This is a genomic window from Planomonospora sp. ID67723 (genome assembly GCF_015711605.1).
GTDB lineage: Bacteria > Actinomycetota > Actinomycetes > Streptosporangiales > Streptosporangiaceae > Planomonospora_A.
Map to the genome: position 1 here is coordinate 833,376 of NZ_JABTEZ010000002.1, position 18,776 is coordinate 852,151.

At 72.1% G+C, this 18,776-nt stretch carries 18 protein-coding genes and 1 riboswitch; of the genes, 15 read left to right on the forward strand and 3 right to left on the reverse strand.

The genetic code is table 11. The features are described from left to right. Window positions 1–100: 100 nt before the first annotated feature. The 7 genes from HS041_RS16420 (at window position 101) to HS041_RS16450 (ending at window position 8,341) form a co-directional block, all read left to right on the forward strand. Window positions 101–1,087 (forward strand): C40 family peptidase, encoded by a 987-nt coding sequence (locus HS041_RS16420; RefSeq protein ID WP_230879094.1) that lies wholly within the window; start codon window positions 101–103, stop codon window positions 1,085–1,087. A 725-nt stretch (window positions 1,088–1,812) separates the two neighbouring features. Continuing rightward, window positions 1,813–1,973: riboswitch (cyclic di-AMP (ydaO/yuaA leader) on the forward strand. A gap of 109 nt (window positions 1,974–2,082) precedes the next feature. Next, entirely contained in the window at window positions 2,083–2,577 is a 495-nt protein-coding gene (locus tag HS041_RS16425; protein ID WP_196441545.1) for a C40 family peptidase, read from the forward strand. A 129-nt stretch (window positions 2,578–2,706) separates the two neighbouring features. Further along, window positions 2,707–3,480: a hypothetical protein gene (locus HS041_RS16430; RefSeq protein ID WP_196441546.1), complete on the forward strand. Its 774-nt coding sequence runs from the start codon at window positions 2,707–2,709 to the stop codon at window positions 3,478–3,480. Further along, window positions 3,477–4,823 carry a M48 family metallopeptidase gene (locus tag HS041_RS16435; RefSeq protein ID WP_196441547.1) on the forward strand — a complete coding sequence of 449 codons (1,347 nt, stop codon included), beginning with the start codon at window positions 3,477–3,479 and terminating at the stop codon, window positions 4,821–4,823. Before HS041_RS16430 ends, HS041_RS16435 begins: the two co-directional genes overlap by 4 nt. Beyond that, window positions 4,820–6,031 (forward strand): glycosyltransferase family 4 protein, encoded by a 1,212-nt coding sequence (locus HS041_RS16440; RefSeq protein WP_196441548.1) that lies wholly within the window; start codon window positions 4,820–4,822, stop codon window positions 6,029–6,031. The genes HS041_RS16435 and HS041_RS16440 overlap by 4 nt, the downstream gene beginning before the upstream one ends. 100 nt (window positions 6,032–6,131) lie before the next feature. Then, on the forward strand, window positions 6,132–7,400 hold the full coding sequence (locus HS041_RS16445; protein ID WP_196441549.1) for a GGDEF domain-containing protein: 1,269 nt from the start codon (window positions 6,132–6,134) through the stop codon (window positions 7,398–7,400). A 26-nt stretch (window positions 7,401–7,426) separates the two neighbouring features. Continuing rightward, a complete protein-coding gene (locus HS041_RS16450) occupies window positions 7,427–8,341 on the forward strand; it encodes an ABC transporter substrate-binding protein (RefSeq protein ID WP_196441550.1) in 915 nt (304 codons plus the stop codon). A 112-nt stretch (window positions 8,342–8,453) separates the two neighbouring features. Here the strand turns inward: HS041_RS16450 and HS041_RS16455 are convergent, their stop codons facing one another. Continuing rightward, complete coding sequence (locus HS041_RS16455; RefSeq protein WP_196441551.1) at window positions 8,454–10,247, reverse strand: AMP-dependent synthetase/ligase; 1,794 nt, start codon at window positions 10,245–10,247, stop codon at window positions 8,454–8,456. A 211-nt stretch (window positions 10,248–10,458) separates the two neighbouring features. Between HS041_RS16455 and HS041_RS16460 the strand changes: the two genes are divergently transcribed. The 7 genes from HS041_RS16460 (at window position 10,459) to HS041_RS16490 (ending at window position 16,499) form a co-directional block, all read left to right on the forward strand. Continuing rightward, on the forward strand, window positions 10,459–11,226 hold the full coding sequence (locus HS041_RS16460) for a metallophosphoesterase family protein (RefSeq protein ID WP_196441552.1): 768 nt from the start codon (window positions 10,459–10,461) through the stop codon (window positions 11,224–11,226). Window positions 11,227–11,303: 77 nt separating this feature from the next. Beyond that, on the forward strand, window positions 11,304–11,741 hold the full coding sequence (locus HS041_RS16465; protein ID WP_196441553.1) for an SRPBCC family protein: 438 nt from the start codon (window positions 11,304–11,306) through the stop codon (window positions 11,739–11,741). 40 nt (window positions 11,742–11,781) lie between these two features. Continuing rightward, complete coding sequence (locus tag HS041_RS16470) at window positions 11,782–12,951, forward strand: ArsA family ATPase (RefSeq protein WP_196441554.1); 1,170 nt, start codon at window positions 11,782–11,784, stop codon at window positions 12,949–12,951. Then, complete coding sequence (locus tag HS041_RS16475; RefSeq protein ID WP_196441555.1) at window positions 12,944–13,465, forward strand: hypothetical protein; 522 nt, start codon at window positions 12,944–12,946, stop codon at window positions 13,463–13,465. Before HS041_RS16470 ends, HS041_RS16475 begins: the two co-directional genes overlap by 8 nt. A 22-nt stretch (window positions 13,466–13,487) precedes the next feature. Next, on the forward strand, window positions 13,488–14,432 hold the full coding sequence (locus HS041_RS16480) for an ROK family glucokinase (RefSeq protein ID WP_196441556.1): 945 nt from the start codon (window positions 13,488–13,490) through the stop codon (window positions 14,430–14,432). 96 nt (window positions 14,433–14,528) lie between these two features. After that, window positions 14,529–15,266, forward strand: coding sequence for an endonuclease/exonuclease/phosphatase family protein (locus HS041_RS16485; protein ID WP_196441557.1), 738 nt, complete (start codon window positions 14,529–14,531; stop codon window positions 15,264–15,266). 99 nt (window positions 15,267–15,365) lie between these two features. Then, the gene (locus HS041_RS16490) at window positions 15,366–16,499 is read left to right on the forward strand and encodes a hypothetical protein (RefSeq protein WP_196441558.1); all 1,134 of its coding nucleotides are present in this window, start codon (window positions 15,366–15,368) and stop codon (window positions 16,497–16,499) included. Between the two features lie 11 nt (window positions 16,500–16,510). Here the strand turns inward: HS041_RS16490 and HS041_RS16495 are convergent, their stop codons facing one another. Next, complete coding sequence (locus HS041_RS16495) at window positions 16,511–17,002, reverse strand: hypothetical protein (protein WP_196441559.1); 492 nt, start codon at window positions 17,000–17,002, stop codon at window positions 16,511–16,513. Between the two features lie 65 nt (window positions 17,003–17,067). Next, window positions 17,068–17,832 (reverse strand): alpha/beta hydrolase, encoded by a 765-nt coding sequence (locus HS041_RS16500; RefSeq protein ID WP_196441560.1) that lies wholly within the window; start codon window positions 17,830–17,832, stop codon window positions 17,068–17,070. A gap of 150 nt (window positions 17,833–17,982) precedes the next feature. Here HS041_RS16500 and HS041_RS16505 point away from each other — a divergent pair, with 150 nt between their 5' ends. Further along, a complete protein-coding gene (locus tag HS041_RS16505; protein ID WP_196441561.1) occupies window positions 17,983–18,693 on the forward strand; it encodes a lysophospholipid acyltransferase family protein in 711 nt (236 codons plus the stop codon). The last annotated feature ends 83 nt before the right edge of the window (window positions 18,694–18,776 follow it).

Sequence of the window (18,776 nt, forward strand, 5' to 3'; positions counted from 1 at the left end):
CAACAAAACGGCCGAAAAGGTGAGATGGCTCTTACCTGTTCTGTACTATTTCGCCCCAGTGTCTTTACGCAGGGAGGGCGTCGTAGTGGCCGTGGCGGGTATGCCGAAGAGTTCCGGGCGCAAGCCCGTGGCGGTCGGGCTGGTGCTCGCGGCGCTCCTGCTGCCGATCCTGCCTCTCGGCGACGCGCTCGCCGAGCCGAAGCCCACGATCCCGCAGGCCAGGAAGAAGCTGGCGAAGCTCAACGAGCAGGCCGACAAGATCGTTGAGAAGTACAACCAGGCCGGCGAGAAGTGGAAGAAGGCCAGGAAGAAGTACAAGGCGCTCAACGACGAGCTCACCCGGCAGAACGCGAAGGTCGCGGGGTTGCGCGAGGAACTGGTCACGATGGCCGTCAGCTCCTACCAGCTCGGCGGTCTGACCGGCTGGGAGAGCCTGGTCGGCCAGGCCCACCCCGACGACCTGCTGAGCGGCCTGGCCGCCGCCGACCAGCTCTCGGCCTCGCGCGCCCAGTCCGTCAGCGCCTTCGACGAGGCCAACAAGACGCTGAAGGCCGACCGGGACAGGGCCAAGGCCGCCCTGGCCGAAGCCGACCGGACGCGCGACGAACTGGCCGCGGAGAAGGCCAAGGCCGACAAGATGGTCAAGGCCCAGACCAAGCTCCTGCGCCAGCTCGGCGCCTTCAAGACCGGCGACCCCAACAGCGCGGGCATCGCCTACACCGGTCCGGCCTCCGGCAACGCCCGCGCCGCCCTGGAGTTCGCCTTCGCTCAGGTCGGCAAGCCGTACCGGTACGGCGGCACCGGGCCGGACAGCTGGGACTGCTCCGGTCTCACCCAGGCCGCCTGGCGTGCGGGGGGCGTCACCCTTCCCCGTACGACCTGGGAGCAGTGGAGCTGGGGGGCGAGCCGTAGGGTCTCCCTGGACGAACTCGAGCCCGGAGACCTGATCTTCAGCGAGGGGCTCGGGCACCTGAGCATGTACGCCGGTGACGGAAAGATCGTCCACGCCCCGCAGACCGGGGACGTCGTCAAGGTCGTCCCGCTGGCCGCCTACGGCCGCCGCCTCGTCGGCGCCGTCCGTCCCTGACCCCCGTCCCGCTCCGGCGGCCTGAGGCGGAGCCTGAGCCCTCGGCCGCCTCCGGGGGTCCGCCGCCCCGCGGCCGGCCCCTCCCCGCCTTCTCCTGTGCTCTCCTGTGCTCCGAGGCGGCCGGTCCGCCTGCGCCCTCTGCGGCCGGGAGACCCCGCGGCCGGCCCCTCCCCGCCTTCTCCTGTGCTCTCCTGTGCTCCGAGGCGGCCGGTCCGCCTGCGCCCTCTGCGGCCGGGAGACCCCGCGGCCGCGTGATCCGGCCCGCACCTCTTCGGCGCCGCCCTCTGCCCACGGGCGGCCGGCGTAGTTCCGGACGGCTCTCCGGCGCCCCGGCGAGGGCCGGAACCCGCGGAGGCTCCCGGATCCCGGCCGCCTCCGCCGCCGGGGCGTCCTCTCCCGATTCGCGCGACCTCCTCCGGCCCGGAGTCCTGAAGATCAATACTGGTGTGACTGAAGTGACTGGAGTGACGTTTTTAAGGTGACGCTCCGGGGAATGTGACGAGAGTCATAACGGGACAGTGAAACTGCCGATTACGCAGGGGTTATGGATTCGTGATCAAGCCAGGGTGACCCACTCCCGATGGGGGACCCTTTGCTGAAATTTATCGATCCGAGTACCTTCTGGCGTCGCGGCGAGCAATCCATGCCGTCGCACTGAATATCGGCCTTCCCAGAGCCGATGTCCCGCATAGAAATCCATCCGGCCGCTTCACGCGCGCTTCAGGCGCGGCGGCCAGCCGAATCCATGCAGCCAGGAGGCATGGAACCGGGGACCCAACCGGCCTCGCACGCGTGGCCAGGGGTGAATCGGCATGCCGTCATGCCGTAGGGCGCCTTCCCAGCCCGAATCCGTCAGCTAACCCGGTAGGCATCAGTGGAAGTCCCAAGGAGAAATCCTGTCTACCACCCTGCACAACCCTTGTTCGTCGCGCTTTCTCCGCCTTTCCGTAAGCGGGCTCGCCCTCACTCTGACCGCCTCAGCCGGGGCGGTCGCGATGGGTTCCGCCGAGGCGCGGGCGACGACGAACGGCGCGACCGCCGCACCGGTCACGGCCATCGCGGGCGCCATGGCGCACACCAAGGTGAGTGTCAAGGCGAACGCCAAGATGGTCAGGGCCGCGCGGCAGAAGGCGAGGGCCGCCAAGGCCGTCTCCACGGCCAGGAAGCAGATCGGCGATCCGTACCGGTGGGGAGCCACCGGTCCGAGGGCGTTCGACTGCTCGGGCCTCGTCCAGTACTCATGGCGGTCGGCGGGCGTGAAGCTCCCCCGGATCACGCACAGCCAGTATCGAGCCGTGAGGAAGAAGGTCTCGTGGCGCAGCCTGCGCCCCGGTGACCTGCTCTTCTTCTATGGAAAGGGTCATGTCGGCATATACGTCGGCAAGGGGAGAATGGTCCACTCGCCCAGCAGTGGCAAGAGGGTCCGGATCGTGAAGCTGAAGGGGTACTACCGGTCCTCCTTCGCCGGAGCGGTCCGTCCCGGCGCCTGACACCGCAGGTAACACGGCCCCGCACGCCTCTCGACAAGAGGGCGGGCGGGGCCGTACCGCATCCCGGGCCCGCCCGGCCGGGGCGGCCACGGAACGCACAACGGGATCGATCACGTACGATCAGGCCCTATGTCCGTCCCGCAGGGGCGCCGTGCCGTACTCGCGGGGATGCTGGCGCTGACAGGCGCCGCGCTGACCGCCGGGGCCGCGCCGCTCCCGGAGGGCCCCTGGCCCGACGGCACCGTGATCCGGGGCGGGCACTACGTCGTCATCGGCCATCGCGTCCCCCTCGCCAGCCTGGCCGATCTCGCGGTCAGGACCGACCGCGCCCGCCGGGTGGTCGCCGCGATCTGGGGGCCGGTCCGGCCGGTGGTCCTGTTCCCGGAGACCGACGCCGAGGCCGGGGCGCTCGCGGGAACCGGAGCCACCGGCGGGCTGGCGGCGCTGGCCACCGCCGACCGGGTGATCGTGCTGCCGAGCGGCTACGCGAAGCTCAGCGAGACGGGCAGGGACGTGGTGATCGCCCACGAGCTCACCCACGTGGCCACCGGCGCGACGCGGGGCGGGCGGGTGCCCATGTGGCTGTCGGAGGGGTTCGCCGACTACGTCGGCTACTCGGGCTCCGGGCTCGCGGTCCGCACGGTCGCCGCCGAGCTGGCCGCGGAGGTGGCGGCGGGCGTCCTGCCCGACCGGCTCCCGGGCCCCGCCGACTTCGCCCCCGGGGCGGCACGGCTGGCGCAGGCCTACGAGGAGGCATGGCTCGCCTGCCGCTACGTCGCCGAGCGTTTCGGCGAGCGGACCCTCGTGAGGCTCTACGGTGGCGATGTCGGGACCGTCCTCGGCCTGACCCCGGCGGAGTTCACCGCCGGCTGGCGCGACTACCTCCGGAAGGAGATCGGTTGACCTCCCCTCACGGCCCGGACGCCTCCCGTCCGCGGGATCACGGCGACGCGGAGCCGGCGGCGCCCGCGGGAAACGGCGCGGCCGGGGCCGCCCCGGGCCTGCGGGCGGCGGGATGGGCGCTGGCCGCCCTGGGCGCGGCCACGCTGGCGATCGTGGCGTTCACCACGCCCTGGCGGGCGCTGCCGGAGCAGGCCCCGCCGGTCGCGCCCGACCCGGCCCGCGACTTCACGGCCGGGCAGCTCGCCCGGTCGGCGGCGTTCGACGCCGTGGTCGGCCCGCCCGCCTACCTCTCGCTCGGCCTGACCCTCGCGGCGGCCGGGGTGCTGGTGGCCACCCCCCTGGGCGCGCGGCTGCTGGGCGGACTGCGGGGGCCCTGGTGGTCGCGGGTCCTGCTCGGCGTGCTCGGCGTCACGGTGGCCGTGGAACTGCTGCGCTGGCCGCTGGGGATGTGGCAGGAGACCCACCTGCGCTCCTTCGGCCTGTCCACCCAGGACTGGCCCGCCTGGGCGGTCGACCGGATCATGGGCATCGGGATCAGGACCGGGCTGACGGCGGTCATGGTGCTCGCCGTGGTCGCGCTCGCCCGGCGCGTCCGGCGCTGGTGGCTCCCGGCCGCCCTCGGCGCCTTCGCGCTGACCGTGACGGCCTCCTTCGCCTACCCGGTCCTGGTCGAACCGGTCTTCAACGACTTCCGGCCGATGGCGGCCGGGCAGCTCCGCGACGACCTGCTGGCCACGGCCGCCCGCGACGGCGTGCCGGTCGACGACGTGCTCGTCGCCGACGCCTCGCGGCGCACGACCGCGCTCAACGCCTACGTCTCCGGGTTCGGGGCGACCCGCAGGATCGTGGTCTACGACACGCTGCTGCGCGCCCCGGCCGACGAGGTCGAGCTGGTCGTGGCGCACGAGCTGGGCCACGCCGAGAGCGGCGACGTGCTGTACGGCACGCTGGTCGGCGGCCTGGGCGCGGCCTGCGGGGCCTGCCTGCTGTACCTCGCGGCCTCGTCCGGGGCCGTACGGCGCCGCAGCGGCGTGCCCTCGCTCGCCGACCCCCGGGCGGCCGGTCTGATCATGGGGCTGGTGAGCCTGGCCACGGTGCTCTCCGGCCCGGTGCAGAACCTGGTCAGCAGGCAGGTCGAGGCTCGCGCCGACGTGCACGCGCTGGACCTGACCCGGGATCCGGCCGTGTTCGTCGCCATGCAACAGCGGCTGGCAATTTCCAATATTTCTGATTTATCGCCAGATCTTGTTGAATATGTTCTTTATGCCTCTCATCCCTCGATACCGGAGCGCATCGCCCTGGCACGCTCCTGGGCCGCGGTGAACGGCCTGCCGGAGCCGTGAAGCGCACGCTGATCGTCACCAACGACTTCCCGCCCCGCCCGGGAGGCATCCAGTCCTTCGTCCACGGTCTCGCCGGCTGCCTGCCCCCGGACTCCGTGGCTGTCTACGCCCCCGCCTGGCCCGGCTGCGAGGGCTTCGACGCCCGCCAGCCGTACCCCGTCGTGCGCCATCCCACCTCCCTGATGCTCCCCGTCCGCGCGGTCGCCCGCCGGGCCGCCGCCCTGGTCACGGAACTCGGCTGCGAGACGGTGGTCTTCGGCGCGGCGGCCCCGCTCGGCCTGCTCGCGCCGGAGCTGCGCGCGGCCGGGGCGCGTCGCGTCGTCATGCTCACCCACGGCCATGAGGCCTCCTGGGCGAGGGTCCCGGTCGCCCGGCGGCTGCTGGCAAGGATCGGCGGGCACGCGGACACGGTCACCTATCTCGGGGAGTACACCCGGCGGCTGCTCGCCACGGTGATCCCCGAGGAGAAGCTGGTACGGCTCACGCCCGGGGTGGACACCGAGGTGTTCTCCCCGGCGGCGGAGCCCCGTGCGGGCTCCCCGGCGAACGGCCTCCAGGACGGCTGGTGGGAGAGCCGCGCGGACGCGGGGCCCCGGTCATCAGGAGTGACCGGCCCGGACCCCGCCGGAGGCCCCGGCTCCGGGCCGGTCGTCGTCTGCGTCTCCCGGCTGGTGCCGCGCAAGGGCCAGGACGTCCTGATCCGCGCCTGGCCGCAGGTGCTGCGCGCCGTACCGGACGCCCGCCTGCTGCTGGTCGGCGGCGGGCCGTACCGGCGGAGGCTGGAGCGCCTGGCCGGCTCGCTCGGCCTGCGCTCCTCGGTCCTGATGACCGGATCGGTGGACGCCGCCGACCTGCCCCGGTTCTTCGCCCTGGGGGACGTGTTCGCCATGCCCTGCCGTACCCGGCTCGGCGGGATCGACGTCGAAGGGCTCGGCATCGTCTACCTGGAGGCGGCGGCCAGCGGGCTGCCCGTGCTGGCGGGCGCCTCCGGCGGGGCCCCGGACGCGGTGCTGCCCGGTGAGACCGGTCTGGTCGTGGACGGCGCCTCGCCGGACGCGGTGGCCGCAGGCCTCGTCGAGCTGCTCGCCGATCCGGATCGCGCCCGCGCGATGGGAGAGCGGGGGCGGGAGTGGGTCAGCAGGGAGTGGGGCTGGGACCGGGTCGCCGCCCGCTTCGCCGAGCTGCTCGAGCCGGCCCAGACCCCGTAGCGGGAGCCCGGCCCCGGGCCGCCCGCCGCCGCGCGACCGGTTGCGCAACGTATTGAGACGTGGGTCTCAACTCCGGGCCCGACCTGTCGATGACAATGCCATGCGGAGAAGTTCTCGCCTATTCGTCTCGTTCACCACGGCCAGTCTGGTGCCGGTGGTGCTGCTGGGCGTGATGCTGGCACGGGGTTACGCCGATGACGCGGTGGCCGAGGGTCTGCAACGGGGACGCGTCCAGGCGGCTCTCATCCAGGACATGGTGATCTCTCCCGCCGTCAGGACCGATGACCTGGTCTTCGGCGCCGATGAGCGGCAGCGGGTGCGCACGGCGATCCGGGCGGCCGTCTTCCACGGATCGGTGGCCCGGCTGCTGCTGCGCGACCCCGCCGGCCGGGTGGTCGTCTCGGACGACGACTCGGCCCGCACGGTGGCACCGGCCGACACGGCCGGGCTGGCCGCGGCGATGGGGGGAGACACGCGCATCTCCATCGTCGAGGACCCCGTCGACGGCGACGGCGCGCCGGGCATGATCTGGGTGGTGCAGCCGGTGCGCTCGATCGCCGGCGACAAGGTGATCGGGGTACTGGAGCTGTACCTGCCCTACGACGCCGTCGTCGCGCAGGCGAAGGCCCGGCTTCAGCAGGCGTACTGGCGCCTGGGCCCGGGGCTGGTCGGCCTCTACCTGGTGCTGGTCGCCATCGCCTGGTCGACCACGCGAAGGTTGCGCCGCCACGCCCAGCAGCACGAGCACGACTCGCTGCACGACCCGCTGACCGGGCTGGCCAACCGCAAGCTGTTCATGCAGCGCGCCGAGCAGGCCCGCGGCCAGGCGGCGCTGGGCGTGCCCGGAGCGATCGTCCTGGTGGATCTGGACTACTTCAAGCAGGTCAACGACAGCTTCGGTCACCACACCGGCGACGCGCTGCTGCGGGTGGTGGCCGAGCGCCTGTCCGCCACGTTGCGCGGGAGCGACACGGTGGCCCGGCTGGGCGGAGACGAGTTCGGGCTCGTGCTGCCCGACATCGCCGACGAGGAGGCGGTGATGCGGCTGGCGGAGCGGATCCGCGCCCGGCTGACGAAGCCGGTGCAGGTCGGCGCCCACACGCTGCCGGTGCACGCCAGCTTCGGCATAGCGCTCTACCCCCGGCACGGCGAGAGCGTGGAGGTTCTGCTGCGCTGCGCCGATGCGGCGATGTACCGGGCCAAGCGAGGCGGAATCGTGATGTACGACCCCGAGGACGAGGCCCAGACGGCCCTGTCGCAGACCGGGCAGACCAATCAGACCAGTCAGGCCGGGCAGACCAGGCAGACCGGGCAGATCGAGAGGCCGGCCGGGACACCGGCCGAGATGGACCAGGTGGTGACCCGATGAGGCACGTACGGAGTTCGGCTCTGCTGATGAGCATCCTGATGTTCGTCACCCTGGCGATCTCGACCGAGACCCAGGCCCAGCAGCGGGTTCACGGCACCGTGCGGATCGGCCTGCACTCGTGGGTCGGCTACCACGCCAACGCCGAGGTCGTGAAGTACCTGCTCGAACGCCGGCTCGGCTACGACGTGGAACTCGTGCCGGTGGACGAGGAACACGGCTGGCAGGCCCTGGACGGAGGGGCCCTCGACGCCGTCGTGGAGAACTGGGGGCACGAGGAGCTCGCCGCCGCCTACATCCACGGCCGGGGGACGGTGGTCGACGGCGGCCCCACCGGGAACACCGGGACGATCGGCTGGTACGTGCCCGACTACCTGGCCGAGCAGTATCCCGACATCACCGACTGGCGCAATCTCAACCGCTACGCCCACCTGTTCGCCACCGCCGACAGCGGCCGGCGCGGGCGGCTCCTGGCCGCCTCGCCCTCCTACGTCACGTACGAGAACGCCCTGATCAAGAACCTCGGGCTGAACTACACCGTCGTGTTCGCCGGCTCGGAGGGAGCGGAGATCGACGAGGTCAGGCGGTTGTACGCGCAGCGCAAACCGGTGCTGTTCTACTTCTACGAGCCGCAGTGGCTGACCTGGCGCCTGCAGTTCCGGAGGATCGAGCTGCCGGCCTACCGCGAGGGGTGCGACGCCGACCCGGTCACCATCACCTGCGGCTACCCGTCCTACCGGCTCAACAAGCTCTTCAGCCGGAAGTTCGCCGAGGAGGACAGCCCCGCCTACCGGCTGCTGCGCGACTTCCGCTGGACCAACGCCGACCAGGACATGGTGGCCGGCTGGATGGCCGGCAAGCGCATGTCCCCGGAGAACGCGGCCAGGAGATGGGTCCAGTCCCACCGCGACGTGTGGCAGTCCTGGATCCCGGACGGCTACTGACCTCCCCGCGCGCCGACCCGGCCCGACACGCCCCGGGAGCCGGTCGGCACCGGGCCGGGGCGCAGGCGCCCGAGGACGTCCTCGGGCGCCTGCGCCCCGCGGAGACGGGCCGTCAGGCGTACAGGTCGTCGATGTGCTTGGCGAAGTCGCGCATCACGACGTTGCGCTTGACCTTCAGGGTCGGGGTGAGGTGGCCGCTCTCCTCGGTGATGTCGATGTCGAGGATCGCGAACTTCTTGATCTGCTCGGCCTTGGAGACCGTCCGGTTGGCGTCGTCCACGGCCTTCTGCACCTCGGCGAGGATCGCCGGGTCGGCGCTGAGCTCGGCGAGGGTGGCCGAGGCCCGGTCGTTGGCGGCCTTCCACTGCTCCAGCGCCTCGGGGTCGAGGGTGACGATCACGGCCACGAACGGCCTGTCGTCGCCGACCACCATCGCCTGGCTGACCAGGGGGTGGGCGCGGATGCGGTCCTCCATCGGGGCCGGCGCGACGTTCTTGCCCGCGGCGGTGACGAGGATCTCCTTCTTCCGGCCGGTGATCTTCAGGTAGCCGTCGGCGTCGAGCTCGCCGATGTCGCCGGAGTGGAACCAGCCGTCGGCGTCGATCGCCTCGGCGGTGGCCTTCTCGTTGTTCCAGTAGCCGTCGAAGATGTGACGGCCCTTGACCAGGATCTCGCCGTCCTCGCCGATGCCGACCGTCACGCCGGGGAACGGCTTGCCGACGGTGCCGACCTTGTTGGCGCCGGGCAGGTTGACCGTGGAGGGGGCGGAGGTCTCCGACAGCCCCCAGCCCTCGACGATCTCGATGCCCACGCCCTTGAAGAAGTGGCCGAGCCGCTCGCCCAGGGCGGAGCCGCCGGAGATCGCGTACGACAGGTTGCCGCCGGTGGCCTCGCGCAGCTTGCCGTACACCAGCTTGTTGAACACGGCGTGCTTGAGCTTGAGACCGAGGCCGGCCCCGCCGGAGGACTCCGCGCGGCTCCAGGCGATGGCCGCGTCCGCGGCGGCGTGGAAGATCTTGGCCTTGCCGCCGGCCGCGGCCTTCTGCTCGGCGCCGTTGTAGACCTTCTCGAACACGCGCGGCACGCCCAGCAGGAACGTCGGCTTGAACGCCTGCAGGTCCGGGGCGACGTTCTTCATGTTCGGGGTGTGGCCGAGGACGGTGCCCGTCTCGACCACCACGATCTGGATGATGCGGGCGAAGACATGGGCCAGCGGCAGGAACAGCAGCACGGAGCCGCCGCTCGTGGTGAACAGCCGCTCCAGCGGGCCCTGGGCCACGTTCCTGGCGGTGAACAGCAGGTTGTCGTGGGTCAGGCGGCAGCCCTTGGGCAGGCCGGTGGTGCCGGAGGTGTAGACGATGGTGGCCAGGTCGGCGGTGCCGCGCCCGGTCCTGCGCCCGGTCAGCGTCTCGTCGGAGACCTCCGCGCCGCTCGCGGCCAGCTCCTCCAGGGCGCCGCTCTCGAAGCACCAGACGTTCTTCAGCTCGTCGAGCTCGGGCAGGGACTCCCGGACGGTCTCCTCGTGGGCCCCCAGCTCCACGAAGATCGCCTTGGCGCCGCTGTCGGCGATGATCCACTTGACCTGGTCGGCGGAGGACGTCTCGTAGATCGGCACGGTGACCGCGCCCGCCGCCAGGATCGCGTAGTCGGCGATCGTCCACTCGTAACAGGTGCGCGACATCAGGGCGACCCGGTCGCCCGCCTCGATCCCCGCCGCGATCAGGCCCTTGGCCGCGGTGGCCACCTGGTCGCGGAACTCCCGCGCGGTGACGGCGATCCAGTCGTCGCCGACCTTACGGCGCAGGGCGATCGCACCCGGCTCCCGCTCGGCGCGCTGGAACACCGTGTCGGTCAGGTTGGCGGAGGCGGGGACATCCACCAGCACGGGGACGCTGTACTCGCGCACTGGATCACTCCTGAGGACGCACGGATCGATGAGATGCCTGGAAGCTACCGCGATAAGTTACGCGTGGGTAGATTCGTCACCCAGGCGTTATGAAGGGCGTTTTCACGTTATCAGTCTCGCGATGTGGGACATCTGACGTGCGCCCCCCGCCGCTATGTCGCATCTCACACGTTATCCGGCCCCGGTTCGGCTGCTGGTTAGGATGTCCGGCATGCGGGTTCATGTCGTCAGCGATGTGCACGGAAGGGCCGACGCCCTGGCCCGCGCCGGGGAGGGCGCCGACGTGCTGGTCTGCCTCGGCGACCTGATCCTGTTCGTCGACTACGACGACCACTCCCAGGGCATCTTCGCCGAGCTGTTCGGGACGGAGCAGGCCGCGGAGTTCATCGCCCTGCGCACCGCCAAGCGGTTCGACGAGGCACGCGCCATGTCGGCCGCGCTCTGGGCCTCCCTGGACGGCGACCCGCGCGACCACATCGAGCGCTCCGTCCGCCGCCAGTACGGTGAGATCTTCGCCGCGATGCCGACGCCGGCCTACCTCACCCCCGGCAACGTGGACCTGCCGCGCTACTGGCCGGAGTACGCCCGCCCCGGCCACCACGTGCTGGACGGGGAGACCGCCGAGATCGGAGGACTGCGGTTCGGCTTCGTCGGAGGAGGGCTGCGCACGCCGTACCGGACGCCGAACGAGATCGACGACGAGGAGTTCGCGCGCAAGGTGGAGGCGGTCGGCGAGGTGGACGTGCTCTGCTGCCACATCCCCCCGGCGGTCCCCGAGCTCCTCTACGACGTGGTCGCCCGCCGCTTCGAGCGGGGCAGCGAGGCCACGCTGGAGGCGATCAGGCGGACCCAGCCGCGCTACGCCCTCTTCGGCCACGTGCACCAGCCGCTGGCGAGCCGCATGCGGATCGGCAGGACGGAGTGTCTCAACGTGGGCCACTTCCGGGGCCGGGGAGTGCCCTTCGCGCTGGAGTGGTGAACCGCCCGCCCGGGCGTCGGCGATCGAGTGGCGAGCCGGGAGTTCGCCCGGAAACCACGAGCGAGTACGGTAACCCCATGGCTGATCGCACCACCTCCAGCATCACGATCGGCGCGGGCCGGTCGACCATCATGACGGTGATCGCCGACTTCGCCTCGTACCCCGAGTGGGCGGGCCAGGTGAAGTCCGCGCAGGTCCTGTCCACCGGACCGGACGGCCGCCCGGAGCAGGTCAGGTTCGTCCTGGACGCGGGCGTGATCAGCGACGAGTACACCCTCGCCTACACCTGGAACGGCGACGAGTCCGTCGCCTGGGCCGTCGCCGAGTCGGGGAAGATGGTCTCCGGCCTCACCGGCAGCTACCGCCTGGCCGAGGCGGGCGACGGCACCGAGGTCACCTACGAGCTCGCCGTCGACCTCAAGGTCCCGATGATCGGCATGATCAAGCGGAAGGCGGAGAAGGTCATCATCGACACCGCCCTGAAGGGACTGAAGAAGCGCGTCGAGGCCGCGTGACCGGGCACGGCGCGCGGGCGGGCGGGGCGGGGGAGGCCCGGTGACCCGGATCCTGCTGTTCACCGGCAAGGGCGGGGTCGGCAAGACGACCGCGGCGGCGGCCACCGCCGTCCGCGCCGCCCGGTCCGGGCTCAAGACGCTGGTGGTCTCCACCGACACGGCGCACTCGCTGGCCGACGCCCTGGGGGTGAGCGCCGGCGGCGAGCCGGTCGAGATCGCCCCCGGCCTCCACCTCCACCAGGTCGACACCCAGCGCTCGCTGGAGCGCCACTGGGGCGAGCTGCGCGACTACGCCCGGGGGGTCTTCGCCGAGCTCGGCCTCGACGAGGTCACCGCCGAGGAGGTCACCGTTCTGCCCGGAGCGGAGGAGGTCATCGCCCTGCTGGAACTGCGCGAGCAGGCCCGCGCCGACCGCTGGGACGTGATCGTCGTCGACTGCGCGCCCACCGCCGAGACGCTCCGGCTGCTCGCCCTGCCCGAGACGCTCGACTGGCACGTCAACCGGCTGCTGCCGGTGGGCAGGCGGCTGCTGCGCACCCTCGCTCCGCTGGTCCGCAGGGTGGCCATGGTCAGCGTCCCCGACGATCATGTGGTCGGCGCGGGCGAGCGCCTGCACCGCGGCCTGATGGAGGTCCGCGGGCTGCTCACCGGTCCCGGTGCGAGCGTCCGGCTGGTGCTCACCCCCGAGGCCGTCGTGCTCGCCGAGGCCCGCCGTACGCTCACCTCCCTGAGCCTGTACGGCTACCGCGTCGACGCGGTGATCGCCAACCGGGTCTTCCCCGCCGGAGGCGCCGACCCGTGGCGGGAGAGATGGGTGGCGGCCCAGGCCGGGCACCTGGCCGAGGTCGCGGAGTCCTTCTCCCCGCTGCCCGTGCACACCGTCCCCTACCTGGACGCCGAGCCGGTCGGCCTCGAGGCCCTGGCCGCGGTCGCCGAGGCCATGTACGGCGAGTCCGACCCCTTCGCCCCGCCCGCCGCGGACCCGCCGCTGCAGATCACCCCCGAGGGCGAGCTGGTCCTGGCGCTGCCGCTCGCCGAGAAGGGCGAGGTGGACCTGGCCAGGAAGGGCGACGAGCTGATCGTCACACTGGGCCCCTACCGCCGGATCCTGGCGCTGCCCGCGGCGCTGGCCCGCAGGAGCGTGCGCGAGGCCGCGCTCTCGGACGGCCGTCTCCGGGTACGGTTCGATTCTGGAGGGCCAGATGACTGACAACAGTGACAACACCCGCGGCGGCACCGGCGACAGCGCCGGCGGGCCGCCGCCCCGCGACGACAGCCGCCGTGACTCCCGCGACGACACCCGGAGCGGTCCCCGCGAGGGCAGGGACCCGCTCGGGGGCGCGGCCGAGGAGGCGTTCAAACTCTTCGAGACGATCCAGCGCAAGGCGACCAGAGAGCTGCGCAAGAACCTGATCAAAGGCACCATGACGGGGTTCGGCAGCGCGTTCTCGGGCGGCGGACGCGGCGGCCGGGACGTGTGGGAGGAGGCGGTCTCCGAGCACGACGAATACATCTGCCGGGCCTGCCCCGTCTGCCGTGCCATGGCGGCCCAGCGCGAGTCGGGCGGACAGGTCGCCGACCACCTGATGCAGGCCGGCACCGAGCTGTTCGCCGCGCTCAAGTCGGCGGTCGACGCGCTCAACCGGCCCTCTCCCGGGCAGCGGGCGCGCGAGCGCGAGGAATCGCGAGAGGATACCCCCGTGGAGCACATCGACCTGGGATGAGCCCAGGGGGAGAGGGTGGAAGATGGCGCTGACCATCGGCGTTGACATCGGCGGCACCAAGGTCGCGGCGGGCGTCGTGGACGAGGACGGGCGGATCGTCGAGCACCGCCTGCGCCGGACCCCGGCGGAGAGCCCCGAGCGGGTCGCCGACACGATCGGCGAGGTGGTCAGGGAACTGGCCGTGGGCAGGCAGATCGAGGCCGTCGGCCTGGGCGCCGCGGGTTTCGTCGACGAGACGCGCTCGATCGTGCGGTTCGCGCCCAACCTCGCCTGGCGCGAGGAGCCGCTGCAGAAGAAGGTCTCCGACCTCGTCGGCCTGCCCGTCGTGGTGGAGAACGACGCCAACGCGATGGCGTGGGGCGAGGCGCGGTTCGGCGCCGGGCGCGGTGAGAGCCACGTCGTGTGCGTGACCGTCGGCACCGGCATCGGCGGCGGCATCGTGCTGGACGGCTCCCTGTACCGGGGCCGCTGGGGCATGGGCGCCGAGCTCGGGCACATGCAGGCGGTCCCCGGGGGGCGCCTGTGCGGGTGCGGCAACCTCGGCTGCTGGGAGCAGTACGCCAGCGGCAACGCCCTGGTCACCGAGGCCAGGCTGATCGCGCAGGCCGAGCCGGCGCGGGCGGCCAGGCTGCTGGAGATCGCCGGCGGCGCGCCCGGCGACATCGAGGGGCCGGAGGTGACCGAGGCCGCCAGGGAGGGTGACCCGGCCGCGCTGGCCGCCTTCGCGTCGATGGCCGACTGGCTCGGCCAGGGACTGAGCGACCTCGCCTCCATCCTCGACCCCGGCTGCTTCATCCTCGGCGGCGGGGTCTCACGCGCGGCGGACCTCTGGATCGACCGGGCCCGCGAGTCCTTCGCGGCCAGGCTGACCGGACGGGGGCACCGCCCGCTGGCGGAGATCCGCCTGGCCGAGCTGGGCGCCTCCGCGGGCGTGGTCGGCGCCGCCGACCTCGCCCGCAGGCGCTGACCGCCGACACGGGGCCCGCGAGTCGGCCGGTCGCTCTCGCCCGGCGGGCGCTCCTCCGGTTACGCTCACCTCACGCGCCGTCCTTGTGAGGTCCACGTGCAGCTCAGGGTCGCCAGTTACAACGTGCGCTCCATGCGCGACGACGTGGCCGCGCTGGGCCGGGTCATGACCGCCCTGCGCGCCGACGTGCTCTGCGTGCAGGAGGCGCCCCGCTTCCTGTGCTGGCGTCGCAAGCGCAGGCAACTGGCCGCCTCAGGCGGGCTGCGGGTGGCCGCCGGGCGCCGCCTGGGCGGCGTGGCCGTGCTGGTCGGTCCGGGCGTCCGGCTCCTGCACGGCGAGGGACACCTGCTGAAGTTCTTCTTCTGGCTGGAGATACGGGCGATCGCGATCGCCGTGGTGGAGGCGGAGGGGGTCCGGTTGGCCATCGGCTCCATCCACCTCGACCTCGACGAGGCCGCGCGGCTGCACCACGCGGGCGAGGCGGTGCGTCTGCTGCAGGAGACCGCCGACCGGTTCGGCGCCCTGCCGGTGCTCGCCGGGGACATCAACGAGCAGTCCGACCGGCCGTCCTGGCGGCACATCGGCGAGAGGCTGACCGACTGCTACCCGGTCGCGCCGCGGGGCGACGGCTTCACCTTCCCCGCGCGGAACCCTCACAAGCGCATCGACGCGGTCTTCGCGGCGGCGGGCCTGACGGTGCTCTCCTGCGGAGGGGCGGAGGCCGACCCCGCCGATCTGGCCGCGGCCACCGACCACCTGCCGGTCGTCGCCGAGCTCGGCCCGGCCCCGCCCGCGCCGGTGACGGGAGAGGAGCCGGACGCGCCGTCCCGGTGAGGGCCGGGCGGGCGCCGCAGCGGTAACGGACCGGAGCGGGCCGCCGGGTGGCGGGGGAAGCCCACCCGAGGAGTGGGCCCGGCCCCTACGATGTGGAGCATGACTCGTCGCCTTCCGCGGCGTGCGCTGGCGCTGTGCGCGGGAGGCCTGCTCCTGCTCTCCGCTCATCCGCCCGCCGCGCACGCAGATCCCGTCCGCCCGCCGACGGCGGAGGCATGGCAGGCGCCGACCACCGCGCGGCTGAGCAGCGACGGGTCGCTCTCCGACGTGGCCGGGGTCTCGGCCACCGACGTCTGGGCGGTGGGTCAGCAGAGCATCTGGGACGCCTGGCAGGGCCGTGGAGCCATCACCCACTGGAACGGCGCCGCATGGGCCGAGGTCGCGGTTCGCAACGACCCCACCGGCGCCGCGCTCCTGCGCACGGTCGCGGCGGCGTCGGCGAGCGAGCTGTGGGCGGTGGGGGAGGGCCACGACGGCATGCCGTACCTCGCGAGAGGGGACGGCTCGGCCTTCGACCGGGTCATCGTCGACGAACTGCACATGGGCGACTGGCTGGGCGGGGTGGCGGCCGTGCCGGGCAGGATGGTCACCGTGGGCCGCCGCGACGGGCGGCCCCTGATCGTCACCGGCTCCGAGGGGAAGTGGAAGCTCAGCCGGCTCGACGGCGCCGGCACGCTGTACGGCGTGGCGCTCTCGGCCAAGGGCGAGGGCTGGGCGGTGGGCGACGCCGAGGGCAAGCCGCTGATCATGAGGCTCTCCGGGGGGCACTGGAAGCCCGTCCCGGCACCCGTCATCTCCGGAGGCTACCTGCGCGACGTGCACGTCAACGGGGCCAAGCGCGCGCTGGCCGTCGGCGGCGTCTACCGCGGCTCGGGCGAGGTCGTCCCCCTCCTGCTCTCCTGGAACGGCAAGAAATGGTCCCGGGTGGACCTTCCCGACGGAGACATGCGCCTGTACGGCGTGACCGGCGACCGCAAGAACCGCTTCTGGGTCTCCGGGATCGACCTGGCCCGGCCGGGTGAGGCGTTCCTGCTCCGCTACGACGGCCGCACGGTCAAGGCGCTGCGCGGCGCCTCCCCGCTGACCCCCCGGACGATCCGGCTCCAGTCGGTGACCTACCTGCCCGGCACGGGCGCGGTGTGGAGCGTCGGCCACGTGGTGGACGACGAGGGCCGCTACACCGACGTGATCGAGCGGTTCGGGGCGGGAACCTCCGAGCGGTCCAGATCGTAGCGCGGGGTCCGTCAGATGACCGCGCCGTCGTCCCAGCCGGAGTCGTTCGGCGGGCCGTCGCCCATCCGCACCACCAGCGCCACGAAGCCGCCGATGAACGCGGCGATCGCGGTGAACAGCGCCCAGCCCTGTTGCGTCCATCCGGCCATCGCGGTCACCAGCAGGTAGGCGGGGCCGCCGAACAGGGCCAGCCATGCGATCTTGGCGGTGGTGTCGGTCTTGGGCAGGGGAGGGGGCGGCGGGGGGACGTAGTGCCCCTCGTCGTCGCCGTGCGGGTGCCGGCCCTCCGGGCGCCCGCCGTCCGCATGCCCGGTGTCGGCGGGCTCGTCCTCCGCCGGCGGGTGCCCGCCGGCGTCCGGCTGGCGCACCACGCGACGGGACGGTCCGGCCGGGAGGTTCTCGCTGTCGGGCCACGGCTGGTCGGCCGGGTCGCGTTCGGCGGTGTCGTTGAAGGACGCGACGATCTGCCGCCAGACCTCGTCCTCGTCGCTTTGAGGCGTCACCTAGCTGGCCTGTCACTCATAGGCCGTCCACTTCCTCCCGGAGACCGCGCATCCCCCGCTCGCGATCAGTCTCTCTGCAAGGGTACAGAGCTGTGCGCGCGGACGAACTCCAGGCTCCCCGCGAAGATCTGATCGGCGTCGTTGTCGAGCGTCGCGACATGGTAGCTGTCGGAAAGCTCCACCACATCCAGATTTCCTCCGGTCAGCTTCTCACGAAGAATGCGGACACTGGTGGGTTTCACCACATGGTCTTGCGGGCTGTGGAAGACCAGCACCGGCCGGCTCAGCCCGTTCAGGCCGGCCTGGGTCAGCGCCCACAGCCGGGGGAGGCTCGCCGCGGCCCTGACCGGCGTGCGGGTGTAACCCAGTTCGGACGCCCCCTCCTTCTTGATGTCCCCGGCCACCCCGGGCACCGAGGGGACGAAGAACTTCAGCAGCGGCGCGAGCCTGAGCAGGGGAACGTCGTTGGCGATCGAGGGGTTGACGACCACCACGCCCCTGACGCCCTCTCCGTGCACCTCGGCCAGGCGCAGCGCCATGCACCCGCCCAGGGACAGGCCCATCACGAACACCTCGGCGCACCGGCCCCGCAGGTCCGCCAGCTCCTTGTCCAGCTCGGCGTACCAGTCCTCCCAGCGGGTGTGGCTCATCTCCTGCCAGGTGGTCCCGTGGCCGGGCAGCCGGGGCAGCGCCACGGTCAGGCCGGCTCCGGCCAGATACTCCCCCCAGGGGCGCAACGACTGCGGGGAGCCGGTGAACCCGTGGCAGAGCAGGACGCCGATCCGGCCGCCCGCGTGATGGTACGGCTCCGCTCCGGGCATGACAGGCATGGTGGGCTCCTCATCAGGTTCGCCCGATCGTCGCATGGCCGAGGCATGTTTTGCGAGAGGGTGATTTGGGTTGTTTGGCGGTGTAGGTGACGGAGGCCGAAGATGGGAAGATAACTCCAGGTCGCTGCCTGACAACCGAAGGAGCATCGAGTGTTCTACTGGGTGGTGAAGGCCATCCTCTGGCCCTTCCTCCATTTGATCTTCCGTCCGTGGGCGGAGGGCGTGGAGAACGTGCCGAAGGAGGGGCCGGTGATCCTGGCCGGCAACCACCTGTCGTTCGCCGACCACTTCTTCGGGGCGCTGTTCCTGCCGCGGAAGGTGATCTCCCTCGGCAAGGCCGAGTACTTCACGGGCAAGGGTCTCAAGGGGATGTTCAGCCGGGCCTTCTTCAGCGGCGTCGGCACCGTGCCGATCGACCGCTCCGGCGGCAAGGCGAGCGAGGCGGCGCTCCGTACCGGCCTGCGGGTGCTGGGCGAGGGCGACGTGCTCGGCATCTATCCGGAGGGCACCCGCTCCCATGACGGCCGCCTCTACAAGGGCAAGACCGGTGTGGCCCGGCTGGCGCTGGAGTCCCGGGTCCCGGTGATCCCGTGGGCGATGATCAATACCTTCGAGATGATGCCCCCCGGCCGCCTCCTGCCCAAACTGGGCATCCGTCCCGGCGTGAAGTTCGGCAAGCCGCTGGACTTCTCCCGCTACTACGGGATGGAGGAGGACCGCCTGGTCCTGCGCGCCGTCACCGACGAGATCATGTACGCGCTGATGGAGCTGTCCGGTCAGGAGTACGTCGACAAGTACGCCGCGAGCGCCAAGACCGAGGCCGCTCGCGCGGCCAAGGGGAGCGGCAGGGCGGGCAAGTAGGCCCGCCACGGCTGAGGGCGGCGGTCCGGAGTTTTGCGGCCGGCTAAGGCACCCTTAAGGACGACATAAGTAGGGTTTTGTGG